Genomic DNA, 12182 nt, shown 5'->3' on the forward strand with positions numbered 1-12182 from the left:
TTTCGTCGTTCGGCCACGCGGCGTGAGGGCAGGACATAGTGTCGCGCAGATCACTGCTCGACACCTCTGTGGGGAGGACGTCCATGAGTCATCTCGACTCGACCGCGCCCGAGGACGCCGGCACGCCCGGTGGCCCCGTCGGACGCGGCAGCAAGCGCTTCGTGCTGGTGGGACTCGCGCTGGCGCTGGTCGTCGCGACCGTCGCATTCTTCACGATGCGCGGAGCAGGGGATGAGCCGGAGGGGGCAGACTGCATCTCCGAGGTGATCACGCTCACCACTGCGCCGGTCATGGAGGACCTGGTGCACCAGGCCGTCAAGGACGTCAACGCCGACGAGCCGTGCATCGACATCCAGGTGACCGCCGGCACGGTGAAGGACGTCGTCTCCCTCCTCGGCGACCCCAGCGCCGAGCTCCCCGACATCTGGATCCCCGACAGCCCGACCTGGAAGGGCCAGCTCACCAGCGCCGGCTGGGCGGGCACGCCGATCGCCGCCGTGCTGGCCCAGACGCCCGTCGGCCTCATCGGCGGGCCGGCCGCCGAGGCGCCGGCCTCCTGGGTCGCCGCGCTCGGCAGCGGCAGCCTGGCGATGGCCGACCCGAGCGCGGAGGGCGCGTCGGCGCTCGCCCTGCTGGCGCCCTACGCCGAGATGAAGCGGACCGGCGAGACCCCGGAGTCGATCGACCAGAAGACCGTCCCCGTCGCCCAGACCTACGGCGAGCGCGCCGTGGCCGGCAGCGTCAACGAGACCGACCTGTCCACGATCACCGCATCCAGCACCCAGCTGGTGCCCGCCACGGAGCACGACTACCTCGCCGCGCGCCGCAGCAACGACCAGCTCGCCCTGGTGGCCCCGAAGACCGGCGTGCCGATGCTGCAGTTCCCGCTCATCGACGTCAATCGCGGCAGCAAGGACATGCTCAGCTCCGGTGGCGACCTGTCCGCCCGCGTGGGCCGCGCCCTGGGCCGCTGGTTCGCCTCGAGCGCCGGGGTGGAGGCGATCTCGGCCGCCGAGCTGCGCGGCCCCGACGGCGCCCCGCTCCCCAACGACATCGGGCTGGGCAAGGCCAGGGTGCTGGGCAAGGTGCCCCAGCAGACCACCGACGACGTGCTGCGCGGGTGGCGCGTGCTGTCGGTGCCCTCCAGCATCCTCGCGGTGGTCGACCTGTCGGGCTCGATGAAGACCGCCATCGGCGACACCACGCGCATCCGGCTCGCCATGACCGCCTCCAAGGTCGCGCTCGACGCGTTCCCCTCGCAGGCGCGCATCGGGATCTGGGGCTTCTCGAAGAACCGTGGCAAGGGCGGCGCGTCGTGGGCCGAGTACGCCCCGCTCGAGCGCCTCGACGCGCCGGCGGACGGCGGCAGGACCCACGGCGACGTGGTCCGCGCGGAGGCCGACCTCCTGCCCAGCCGGGTGCGGGGCGGCACCGGCGTCATGGACACCACGCTCGCGGCCTACAAGCACGCCCAGGAGAAGTGGGACCCGGCGTGGTTCAACTCCGTGGTGATCATGACCGACGGCGCGCGGGACGACTCCAGCTCGCTGTCCCTCGAGTCGCTGGTCAACCAGCTCACGTCGCTGCGCGACCCGGCCAAGCCCGTCAAGGTGGTCATCATCGGCATCTCGCCGGACGCCGACACCGGCGAGCTCGAGGAGATCGCGGCGGCGACGGGCGGGCAGAACTACCTCGTCGAGGACCCCAACCAGATCCTCGGCGTGCTGGCGCAGGCCCTGCTCAACCGCTGACGACGGTGTTCTGGTCGACGAGCACCTGCCACTGCCCCCGCTCGTAGGTCCAGGTGATGATGATCGCCAGAGGGACCGCTCCGTCGCCGTCGGTGTAGACGGAGTCGAAGAGGACCAGCGCGGTGTCGCAGCCCGCGACTGCGGTGTGCCGGACCTCCAGGGTCTGTGTCCACTCGGTGCGGGCGAAGAAGCCCTCGATGAAGCCGGCGACCTCCGTCCTGCCGACCAGCGTGGCGCCGCCGGGGAGCACCGCGGTGACCTCCGGATGCAGGAGGGCGTTGAAGGTGCGCGCGTCGCGCTCGTCGGTCGCCTCGACGTAGGTCCGCACGGCGCGGTCGAACCTGCGCTCGCAGGCACGGTCGCCGCCGTGGGCACGCTCCGAGGCGGGTACGCCGCCGGCCTGACCGGCGGCCTGCCCGGCAAGTGGGACGGCGAGCGGGACGCCGAGTGGGACGGCGCCGGCGGCCGTCCCGGTCAGCACGGCGGCGCCGAGAGCGGTGGCCAGGGCCGTCGACAGCAGGGTGGTGATGGACATACGGTGCTCCTTCTCGAGGTGGTCCGGGCCTCCATCGAAGGCCCGAGCACCCGGTCGACGGGAGCGATTCGATGAGGTTCGACGAAGGTCCGCCGTGATCGTCGCGGAGCTCGACGCCGCCACTGCCTCGCGGGTCCGCCTGGCACCGTCGCCCGCGGCCGAGGCGATGGCGTGGCTGCGCCTGGCCGTCGCCGGTCGGCGCGACACCCTGGTCGGGCGGCCCCGACTCGCCGGCCCGCTGTCGCGCGACGTGGACGTGCAGCTCCTCGTCGCGCTGGTGGCAGGGGGGACCAGCGGCTACCTGCCCGACTTCCTGACTCCCAAGCCCGGGACCGCGGACGCGCTCGACGCGCAGCTCGCGCAGGTCGCCGCGACGCCCGACGACGAGGCGCGGCACCAGGTGCTGACCGAGACCTTCGCGGACGGACCCGCTCCCGCGGCGGTGGTGCGAGCGATCGAGTCGGGCACCATGGCGGTGCGGGCAGCGCGTGGCCTCGAGTCGTTGTGGCGCCACGCCGTGGGTGAGGTCTGGGGAGCCTTCGGGCACCTGGTGGAGGCCGACATCGCCCGGCTGTCGGCCGTCCAGGGCCGCTCCGGCGTGACCGCGATGCTCGAGACCCTGCACCCGCACGTCACCTACGACGGCTCGTGCCTACGGGTGTGGATGCCGCCCTGGGAGGAGGCCGGGGTGCTGCGTGGCACCGAGCTGGTGGTCTCGCCGGCGTTGCTGGACCGGCCCCACGTGTCCCCCCAGCTGTGCCGCCCGGACCAGGCCGTGCTGCGCTACCCGGTACGTACCCTGGGCGACCCGATCGCGACGGTGAGGCGTCGCGCGCTCGGCAGGCTCATGGGGGACACCCGCGTCGCCCTGCTCTACGACCTGGCCACCCCGCGGTGCACGGCGACGCTCAGCGAGCGCCACCGGTTGAGCGCGGCGACCGTCTCCTACCACCTGGGGATCCTGCACGAGTGCGGCCTGGTCACCCGCGTGCGTCACGGCAACGTCGTGGACTACCAGCGCAGCGGCCGGGCCGAGGCCCTGCTCCGCCGCCCCGAGGTCACGCTGGGTTGAGCGGCCGGAGCAGGGTGCTGGCTGCTCAGACGCCGATCGGGTGCCAGACGGTCTTCGTCTCGAGGAACTGCGTCATCCGGTCCAGCCCGGGAGCCGCGAGCCAGTCGGTGTCGGGCGCGGGACGGCGTACGCGCTTGAGGTTGTCGGCGGCGGCGACCTCGAGCTCGGTGGCGAGCTCGGCGTCCTCGACACCGGTGAGGTCGATGCCGTTGACGTCCATGTGCGAGGCCAGCCACGGGGCGATCTCGGCCTGCGAGCCGGTGAGCACGTTGACCACGCCGCCGGGCAGGTCGCTGGTGGCCATCACCTCGCCGAGGGTGATCGCGGTCAGCGGGTTGGCCTGGCTGGCGATCACCACGACGGTGTTGCCGGTGACGATCAGCGGCGCGACGACGCTGACCAGGCCGAGCAGGGGGCCACGGGGCGCGACCACGGCGATGACGCCGCTGGGCTCGGGGGTCGAGAGGTTGAAGTAGGGGCCGGCGACCGGGTTGGCGTTGCCGACGACCTGGGTGATCTTGTCGGCCCAGCCGGCGTACCAGACCAGGCGGTCGATCGCGGCGTCGACGTAGGCGCGCGCCTTCGACTGCGAGATCCCCTCGGCGGCACGGAGCTCGGCCTCGAACTGCTCGCGTCGGCCCTCGAGGACCTCGGCGATGCGGTAGACGACCTGGGCCCGGTTGTAGGCCGTGCGGCCCGACCAGCCACCGAAGGCCTTGCGGGCGGCGACGACGGCGTCGCGGGCGTCCTTGCGCGAGGCCAGGGCCGCGTTGGCGAGGAGCTTGCCCTTGGCGTCGTCGACGACGAAGGTGCGACCCGACTCCGAGCGGGGGAACTGCCCGCCGATGTAGAGCTTGTAGGTCTTGCGTACGTCGATGCGGCTCACGCGTCCGCTCCCTTCAGGTAGCCCTCGAGACCGTGGCGGCCGCCCTCGCGGCCGTAGCCGGACTCCTTGTAGCCGCCGAACGGCGAGGTGGGGTCGAACTTGTTGAACGTGTTGGCCCACACGACGCCCGCCCGCAGCTGGTTGGCCATCGACAGGATCCGCGAGCCCTTGTCGGTCCACACGCCCGCCGAGAGGCCGAACGGCGTGTTGTTGGCCTTCTCGACCGCCTCGGAGGGGGTGCGGAAGGTCAGCACCGACAGCACCGGGCCGAAGATCTCCTCACGCGCGATCCGGTGCGCCTGGGTGACGCCGGTGAAGACGGTGGGGGCGTACCAGTAGCCGTTGGCGGGCAGCTCGCACGGCGCGGACCAGCGCTCGGCGCCCTCGGACTCGCCGACCTCGGACAGCTCGCGGATCTTGGCGAGCTGCTCGGCGGAGTTGATCGCGCCGACGTCGGTGTTCTTGTCGAGCGGGTCGCCCACGCGCAGCGTGGCCATCCGGCGCTTGAGCCGGTCCATCACCTCGTCGGCGACGGACTCCTGCACCAGCAGGCGCGAGCCCGCGCAGCAGACGTGGCCCTGGTTGAAGAAGATGCCGTTGACGATGCCCTCGACGGCCTGGTCGAGCGGGGCGTCGTCGAAGACGATGTTGGCGGCCTTGCCGCCGAGCTCGAGCGTCACCTTCTTGTCGGTGCCGGCGACCGCCCGGGCGATGGCCTTGCCGACCTCGGTGGATCCGGTGAAGGCGACCTTGTCGACGTCGGGGTGCGACACGATCGCGCGGCCGGTGTCGCCGGCGCCGGTGACGATGTTGACGACGCCGGGCGGCAGGTCGGCCTGCTGGCAGATCTCGGCGAAGAGCAGCGCGGTCAGGGGCGTGGTCTCGGCGGGCTTGAGCACGACCGTGTTGCCGCACGCCAGCGCCGGGGCGATCTTCCAGGCCAGCATCAGCAGCGGGAAGTTCCACGGGATGACCTGGCCGGCGACGCCGAGCGGCGTCGAGCCGTAGCCGGAGTACTCGAGCTTGTCGGCCCAGCCGGCGTAGTAGAAGAAGTGGGCGGCGACGATCGGCACGTCGACGTCGCGCGACTCCTTGATCGGCTTGCCGTTGTCGATCGACTCCAGGACGGCGAGCTCGCGGCCGCGCTCCTGGATGATCCGGGCGATCCGGTAGAGGTACTTGGCGCGCTCGGCCCCGGACATCCGCGACCAGACGCGGGTGTAGGCGCGGCGGGCGGCCTTGACGGCCTCGTCGACGTCGGCGTCGCTGGCCTCGGCGATCTCGGCGAGGACCTCCTCGGTGGCCGGGTTGACGGTCTTGAACGACGTGCCGCTGCCGTCGACGAACTCGCCGTTGACGAACAGGCCGTAGGACGGCTTGATGTCGACGATGGCGCGCGACTCGGGCGCGGGGGCGTACTCGAAAATGTTGGTCATCCCCATCAGTCCAGCGTGAAGTAGTCGGGACCGGAGTAGCGTCCGGTCGTCATCTTGGTGCGCTGCATCAGCAGGTCGTTGAGCAGCGTGGAGGCGCCGAAGCGGAACCAGTCGGGGTCGAGCCAGTCGCCGCCGCAGATCTCGTTGACCATCACGAGGTACTTGATGGCGTCCTTGGTGGTCCTGATGCCGCCGGCGGGCTTGACGCCGACCATCTGCCCGGTCTGGTCGCGGAAGTCGCGCACCGCCTCGAGCATGATCAGGGTGACCGGGAGGGTCGCGGCGGGCTGGACCTTGCCGGTGGAGGTCTTGATGAAGTGGCCACCGGCCATCATCGCCAGCCAGCTGGCGCGCCGGACGTTGTCGTAGGTCTGCAGCTCACCGGTCTCGAAGATCACCTTGAGGTGCGCGCTGGTGCCGTCGGGCCTCGCGCAGGCCTCGCGGACCAGGGCGATCTCCTCGAAGACGTCGAGGTAGCGCCCCGAGAGGAACGCCCCGCGGTCGATGACCATGTCGATCTCGTCGGCGCCGGCCTCGACCGCGTCACGGGTGTCGGCGAGCTTGATGTCCATCGCGGCGCGACCGCTGGGGAACGCGGTGGCGACCGCCGCGACGTGGACGCCGCTGTCGCCGAGCGTCTGCTTGGCGGTGGCGACCATGTCGGGGTAGACGCACACGGCGGCGGTGGCCGGGCAGGTCGGGTCGGCCGGGTCGGGACGCATCGCCTTCGAGGCGAGCGCGCGGACCTTGCCGTGCGTGTCCTGGCCCTCGAGCGTGGTCAGGTCGACCATGCGGATGGCCAGGTCGATGGCGAAGGCCTTCGACGTCGTCTTGATCGACCGGGTGGCCAGGCCCGCGGCGCGAGCCTCGCACCCGACCTGGTCGACCCCGGGGAGGCCGTGGAGGAATCGACGGAGCGAGGAGTCCGAGCGCACGATGTCGTCGAAGACGCCGCCGTGGGTCGCGGAGGTGCTCGCCGTTGGGCTGGCAGTGGGTGTCACCGGCCCAGCATAGAGTTGGGTCGAAGGCCCCCCGCAATCCGTGATGGCCGACGGTCTGCTCACATCGACGAGGACGACATGGCATCCCTGCAGGACGACCACGAGGTCGTGGTCGAGCGGTTCCAGCCATCCAGTGGCCGGTTCTCGGGCTGGGCGACGCTCGTGCTGTCCGCCCTCCTCGTGGTGGCCGGCGTGGCCTACTTCGACGACGGGTTCCCCGCCTGGGTGACCGCCGCGGGCCTGCTCGTCGGCGTGCTGGCGTGGGCGGCCAACCTGCGCCCGGCGCTGTGGGTCACCGAGGAGCACCTCGTCATGCGCAACCTCGCCGAGACCGTCCACATCCGCCTCGACGCGATCGAGGAGCTGGCCGTGCGCCAGGTCCTGGCGGTCCGCGCCGCCGACCAGCGCTTCGTCAGCACCGTGCTGGGACGCAGCTGGCGCAAGGCGATCGTCTCGCGCAGGGGCTCCACCGACGACGGTCCGCGCGAGGGCATGCCCTACGCCGACTGGGCCGAGCACCGCCTCCACGAGCTGGTCGACGCCGCCCGCGACCGCACGGGGGTGCGGCCCGGGTCGAAGGAGCAGCTGGCCCTGCCCGACGCCGTGCGCCGCGAGCCGGCGGTGCTGCCCCTCGCGTTGACCGGGGCGGCCGTCGTGGCGCTGCTGGTCAGCCTCTTCGTCTGAGGTCCCTCAGGCGCGGCGAGCGGCCGCGACGGTGCCCGGCGTGGGGAACCAGCGAGCGACGACGGCCGACTGCCCGAGCGTCCACGTCGAGCTGCACACCCAGTAGACGAGCAGGGCCACCGGCACGACGCCGCCCGCCACGAGCATCCCGCCTGCCGACATCACGGGGATGATCCGCTGCGCCGCCACCATCGCCTCCGGCATCCCCTCGAGGGGGGTGTTGGGCGCGACGACGAAGCGCTGGGTGACGTAGGACAGCACCGCCGCGGTCAGGGCCAGTCCGGCGACGACGGCGAGGTGCACCCCGCCACCGCCGAGGTAGCCGCGGCCGGCCAGCGAGACGCCGACGACCGACGCCGCGCCGAAGGACGACACCAGGCCGGGGCCCATCGCGCCCACCGCCGCGCCCGAGGCGACGTCCGCCACGAGGTGGTAGAGCGCGATCCACACGGGCAGCTGGAGCAGCACCGGCAGGCAGCCCAGCCGGCTCACCCCGTGCTCGGCCGACACCGTGCGCCGCTCCCGCATCAGGGCACGCACGCTCTCGGCGTCGGTGCGTCCGCGGTAGCGCTCCGCGATGCCCTGCAGGTGGGGCCGCGCCCGGGCGGCGGCGTGCGCCTGGCGGACGCCGTGGACGACGAGCGGCAGCACCGCGAGGCGTACGAGGACGACGAGGGCGGCGATGCCGAGCACCCAGGTCGCGGCGGCATCGGGCGGGGCGCCGAGGGAGGTGAGGGCGTCGTGGGTGGCGGCGAGGACCGCGGCGAGGGCGTGCGAGATCGGGTCGAGCAAGGACATGGGTGTGCTCCTGGGACGGTGGGGACGGGTCTGGACGGGCTCGCCGGAGGCGAGGGTCAGACCAGTCCCGGCGCACGCGGTCGCACCGGGTGGTGCCCCGCGTCGGTCGTCCGCCCCGCGAGCACGAGGGGCACGTCGGCGGCACGTCGCCGCGGTCGCAGCGAGCGCAGGGTCGCGTCGGGGACGACAGCAGGGCCGCGTACGCCCATCAGGGTCGTGGCGGCGGCGAGCGCGGCGAGCACCACGAGCGCCTCGGCCGGCATCGTCGAGACCGTCGGAGCGATCGTGATGGCGGCGGCGATCGACGCCAGCGCGAGCACCACGGTCCGGAGCATGTCCGCCACCCTAGCCCGCCGCTCCCCCGGCGGGACGTCATGGGAATGCCCGGTCCGAGGCGGGGATTCCCCTGACGCTGCGCGCCGGGTCGGCGGTGGGCGGGCTCAGCCGCCGAAGACGGTGCCGCGCAGGTCGGCCGTGATCGCGTCGAGCCGGCCGACCGCGGCGATCCGGGCGGCGTCGACCCCGCCCTCGCCGGGGCCGTCGCCGACGGGTACGACGACCTCGAGGTAGCACTTCACCTTGGGCTCGGTGCCGCTCGGGCGCACGATGACCCGCCCGCCCTCGGCCAGCGTGTAGCGCATCCCGTCGGTGGGGGGCAGCCGGTCGGAGCCCTCGGAGAGGTCCTCGACCCGCTCCACGGCCAGGCCGCCGAGCGAGCGGGGCGGGGTGGCCCGCAGCCGCTGCATGGTCGCGGGGATCGCGGCGAGGTCGTCGAAGCGCACGGAGAGCTGGTCGGTGGCGTGCAGGCCGTGCACGCGCGAGATGTCGTCGAGGATGTCGGTGAGCGCCCGGCCGTCGGCCTTGGCCTGCGCCGCGAGCTCGCAGACCAGCACGAGCGCCGAGACGCCGTCCTTGTCCCTGACGTGCTCGGGGTCGCAGCAGTAGCCCAGCGCCTCCTCGTAGCCGAAGGCTAGCCCCTCGACCCGGCCGATCCACTTGAAGCCGGTGAGCGTCTCCTCGTGCGGCTGGCCGGCCGCGGCCGCCATCTTGCCGAGCAGGCTCGACGACACGATGGAGTTGGCGTAGGTGCCCCGCTGTCCGCGGGCGAGCAGGTGGTGCGCGAGCAGGGCGCCCACCTCGTCGCCGCGCAGCATCCGCCACCCGTGGGCGTCGGGGACGGCGACGGCGCAGCGGTCGGCGTCGGGGTCGTTGGCGACCACCAGGTCGGCCCCGTGCTTCCTGGCGAGGTCGAGGGCGAGGTCCATCGCGCCCGGCTCCTCGGGATTGGGGAACGCCACGGTCGGGAAGTCGGGGTCGGGGTGCTCCTGCTCCTCGACGACCTGGGGCGCGTCGAAGCCGGCCGTCTCCAGCACCTGCGCGACGGTCGCGCCGCCCACCCCGTGGAGCGGGGTGTAGACGATGCGCAGGTCGCGCGGACCGTCCTCGGCCAGGCCCGCGACGGTGTCGAGGTAGCGGTCGACGATCTGCTCGCCGACGAGGGTGCCGGCGTTGCCACGCGGCACGTCGGCCAGCGGGCCGACCGCGGCGATGCGGGCCGCGATCTCGCTGTCGGCGGGCGGGACGATCTGGCTGCCGTCGCCGAGGTAGACCTTGTAGCCGTTGTCCTCCGGCGGGTTGTGGCTGGCGGTGACCATCACGCCGGCCGCGCAGCCGAGCTCGCGGATCGCGAACGCGAGGAGCGGGGTGGGCAGGGGCCGCGGCATCACCAGCGCCTTGAACCCCGCGCCGGTCATCACCTCGGCGGTGTCGCGCGCGAAGACGGCGGAGTTGTGGCGGGCGTCGAAGCCGATGACGACCGATCCGCCGGCGTGGCCGGTGTCGCGGAGGTAGGCCGCCAGGCCGGCTGCCGCCCGGGTGACGACGACGCGGTTCATCCGGTTGGGGCCGGCGCCGAGCGCTCCCCGCAGGCCGGCGGTGCCGAACTCGAGGGTGCCCGCGAATCGGTCGGCCAGGTCGGTCTGCTCGCCCCGCCCGGCGGCGGCGAGGACGGCCTCGAGCTCGGCGCGGGTCTGCTCGTCGGGGTCCTCCGCGGCCCAGGCGCGGGCGCGGTCGAGCAGGTCGGGGTCGGTCTGGTGCGCGGTCATGGACGCACGCTATCCCCACCGGCTCGGCCCCGGCGCTGCGGCGGTCGCCCGCTCGCGTGACGCAGGGGGCCGATGTCGGTGGGCGGTGCCACGATGCCTTCCATGATCGATCACCTGGGCATCAACTGCACCGACCTGGCGCGCGCGGCCGCGTTCTACGACCGGGTCCTGGGCGTGCTGGGGCACCGGCGCCTGATGGACGTCGGCGTCGCCATCGGCTACGGCACCGACACGCCGGACTTCTGGATCGGCACCTTCGCGGGCGTCGGCCCCAACCGGGAGGTCCACCTCGCCTTCACCGCCCCCGACGCCGCGACCGTGCGCGCCTGGCACGCCGAGGCGCTCGCCGCCGGTGCGGAGTCGCTGCACGAGCCGCGGCTGTGGCCGGAGTACCACGAGGGCTACTACGGCGCCTTCGTCCGCGACACCGAGGGCAACAACATCGAGGCCGTGTGCCACGGCGGCGACTCCTGACGGCTAGCGTGTGCGGGTGCCAGCCCGGGTCCGCTCCGTCAACGCCGGCAGCCCCGAGCCGGTCCCGGGGCTGAAGCGCCCCAGCGGCATCCACAAGCGCCCGGTCGAGGTCATCGAGGTCCGCGACCCCGGGCCCAAGCGCGGTGGCCTCGGCAGCGGGGTCGTCGGCGACGCGGTCATCAGCCGCAGGCACCACGGCGGCACCACCCAGGCCGTCTACGCCGTCGCCCGCGAGGAGCTCGACTGGTGGGGCGAGCACCTCGGCCGCGACCTGGCCGACGGCATGTTCGGGGAGAACCTCACGACGCTCGGCCTGGCGGTCGACACGGCCGAGGTGGGGGAGCGCTGGCAGGTCGGCGAGACCCTCCTGGAGGTCTGCGGCCCGCGCATCCCGTGCGCGACGTTCGCCAAGCACATGGCCGAGCGCGCGTGGGTGCGTCGCTTCGCCGAGCGCGGCCTGACGGGTGCCTATCTCGCGGTGCTCGATCCCGGTGCGATCCGGGCGGGCGACCCGGTGGAGGTCGTGCACCGGCCGGGGCACGGGCTGACCCTGCCGATCTACTTCCGCGCGCTCATGGGCGACAGGCAGCTCGCCGCGGTCCTCCTCGAGGCCGAGGTGCTGCCGGCCGCCGAGCACGCCTGGCTGCTCGCCCGGAGGAGCTGAGGGCCCGGAGGAGCTGACCCCGGCTGACCCCGGCTCAAGCGGGCTCGTCCCCGCTCAACACGTCGGATACGACGTGTCCAGCGGGGACGCGGCCCGATCAGCGGCGGTAGGTCGCCAGGTCGGCGCCCAGCTCGGTGAAGACCGCCTGGTTGAGCGCGAACGCGACGCTCACCTCGCCGACGACCGCGCGCTGCTGCTCGGCCGTGAGGTCGAGGGCGTCGAGGCGGGCGCGGTAGCGGTCCTTGTAGGGCTTGGGCTTCGCGATCGCGGGGAAGGCGTAGAACGCCGTGCCCCGACCCTCCAGCCCGAGCTCGCGGTCGAGGACGCGGCCGATGACCTGACCGCCGGAGAGGTCGCCGAGGTAGCGGGTGTAGTGGTGGGCCACGAACAGCGGCGCGCACGTACGGACCTCGTGCAGCCGGGCGACGTAGGCGTCGGTCGCGGGGCTGTGGAACTCCGCGGGCGCGGGCGCGCCGGCGGCCTGCGCCCAGAACGCGAGGTCCTCCTCGATCGCGGCGAGCCGGTCGAGCGCCGGGTCGACGACCGCGGCGACGGCGGGGTCGCCGGCGAGCTCGGTGCCGAGCGCCTCCAGCGTGCGGTAGACCTCGCGGAATCGGAGCAGGTAGTCACGCACGCCCAGCGCGTTGATGCGCGCCGAGGTGAGCTCGGCCATGAACGCCGAGCCCTCCGCCTCGGTGTGGGCCTCCTGGGAGCCGTCGCGCATCGCGATGGAGAGTGCAGCGGTGGCCGGAGCCGGGTCGAGCATCGTCATGACG

13 protein-coding genes are annotated in these 12182 nt (G+C 73.2%); 5 read left to right on the forward strand and 8 right to left on the reverse strand.

Going from position 1 to position 12182, the window contains the following annotated elements; all coding sequences use genetic code 11:
* Positions 1 to 83 precede the first annotated feature (83 nt).
* Positions 84 to 1751: a substrate-binding domain-containing protein gene (locus JX575_RS04870; protein ID WP_186341359.1), complete on the forward strand. Its 1668-nt coding sequence runs from the start codon at positions 84 to 86 to the stop codon at positions 1749 to 1751.
* On the opposite strand, the gene JX575_RS04875 is transcribed toward JX575_RS04870, so the two are convergent.
* The gene (locus JX575_RS04875) at positions 1741 to 2286 is read right to left on the reverse strand and encodes a nuclear transport factor 2 family protein (protein ID WP_186341360.1); all 546 of its coding nucleotides are present in this window, start codon (positions 2284 to 2286) and stop codon (positions 1741 to 1743) included. The two genes, JX575_RS04870 and JX575_RS04875, sit on opposite strands and share 11 nt — an antisense overlap.
* A gap of 94 nt (positions 2287 to 2380) precedes the next feature.
* On the opposite strand from JX575_RS04875, the gene JX575_RS04880 reads away from it, so the two are divergent.
* Positions 2381 to 3358: a winged helix-turn-helix domain-containing protein gene (locus tag JX575_RS04880; protein ID WP_186341361.1), complete on the forward strand. Its 978-nt coding sequence runs from the start codon at positions 2381 to 2383 to the stop codon at positions 3356 to 3358.
* Positions 3359 to 3383: 25 nt separating this feature from the next.
* Here JX575_RS04880 and JX575_RS04885 read toward each other — a convergent pair whose 3' ends face one another.
* Genes JX575_RS04885 through deoC form a run of 3 tightly spaced genes read right to left on the reverse strand, consistent with a single transcriptional unit; the run spans position 3384 to position 6618 of the window.
* Complete coding sequence (locus tag JX575_RS04885) at positions 3384 to 4244, reverse strand: aldehyde dehydrogenase family protein (RefSeq protein ID WP_186341362.1); 861 nt, start codon at positions 4242 to 4244, stop codon at positions 3384 to 3386.
* Positions 4241 to 5680 carry an aldehyde dehydrogenase family protein gene (locus JX575_RS04890; RefSeq protein ID WP_206054518.1) on the reverse strand — a complete coding sequence of 480 codons (1440 nt, stop codon included), beginning with the start codon at positions 5678 to 5680 and terminating at the stop codon, positions 4241 to 4243. The genes JX575_RS04885 and JX575_RS04890 overlap by 4 nt, the downstream gene beginning before the upstream one ends.
* A 5-nt stretch (positions 5681 to 5685) precedes the next feature.
* Entirely contained in the window at positions 5686 to 6618 is a 933-nt protein-coding gene (deoC, locus tag JX575_RS04895) for a deoxyribose-phosphate aldolase (RefSeq protein WP_206054598.1), read from the reverse strand.
* 141 nt (positions 6619 to 6759) lie between these two features.
* Here deoC and JX575_RS04900 point away from each other — a divergent pair, with 141 nt between their 5' ends.
* Positions 6760 to 7365 carry a hypothetical protein gene (locus JX575_RS04900; protein WP_186341364.1) on the forward strand — a complete coding sequence of 202 codons (606 nt, stop codon included), beginning with the start codon at positions 6760 to 6762 and terminating at the stop codon, positions 7363 to 7365.
* Positions 7366 to 7371: 6 nt separating this feature from the next.
* Here the strand turns inward: JX575_RS04900 and yidC are convergent, their stop codons facing one another.
* The 3 genes from yidC to JX575_RS04915 form a co-directional block, all read right to left on the reverse strand.
* Entirely contained in the window at positions 7372 to 8163 is a 792-nt protein-coding gene (gene yidC / locus JX575_RS04905) for a membrane protein insertase YidC (RefSeq protein ID WP_186341365.1), read from the reverse strand.
* A 56-nt stretch (positions 8164 to 8219) separates the two neighbouring features.
* Positions 8220 to 8498 carry a hypothetical protein gene (locus JX575_RS04910; protein WP_186341366.1) on the reverse strand — a complete coding sequence of 93 codons (279 nt, stop codon included), beginning with the start codon at positions 8496 to 8498 and terminating at the stop codon, positions 8220 to 8222.
* 105 nt (positions 8499 to 8603) lie between these two features.
* A complete protein-coding gene (locus tag JX575_RS04915; RefSeq protein ID WP_186341367.1) occupies positions 8604 to 10268 on the reverse strand; it encodes a phospho-sugar mutase in 1665 nt (554 codons plus the stop codon).
* Between the two features lie 102 nt (positions 10269 to 10370).
* Here JX575_RS04915 and JX575_RS04920 point away from each other — a divergent pair, with 102 nt between their 5' ends.
* Positions 10371 to 10742 carry a VOC family protein gene (locus JX575_RS04920; protein ID WP_186341368.1) on the forward strand — a complete coding sequence of 124 codons (372 nt, stop codon included), beginning with the start codon at positions 10371 to 10373 and terminating at the stop codon, positions 10740 to 10742.
* A 16-nt stretch (positions 10743 to 10758) separates the two neighbouring features.
* Positions 10759 to 11406: an MOSC domain-containing protein gene (locus tag JX575_RS04925; RefSeq protein WP_186341369.1), complete on the forward strand. Its 648-nt coding sequence runs from the start codon at positions 10759 to 10761 to the stop codon at positions 11404 to 11406.
* Between the two features lie 97 nt (positions 11407 to 11503).
* Here the strand turns inward: JX575_RS04925 and JX575_RS04930 are convergent, their stop codons facing one another.
* Complete coding sequence (locus tag JX575_RS04930) at positions 11504 to 12178, reverse strand: biliverdin-producing heme oxygenase (RefSeq protein WP_206054519.1); 675 nt, start codon at positions 12176 to 12178, stop codon at positions 11504 to 11506.
* Between the last annotated feature and the right edge of the window lie 4 nt (positions 12179 to 12182).

This window comes from Nocardioides sp. zg-1228, from assembly GCF_017086465.1.
GTDB lineage: Bacteria > Actinomycetota > Actinomycetes > Propionibacteriales > Nocardioidaceae > Nocardioides.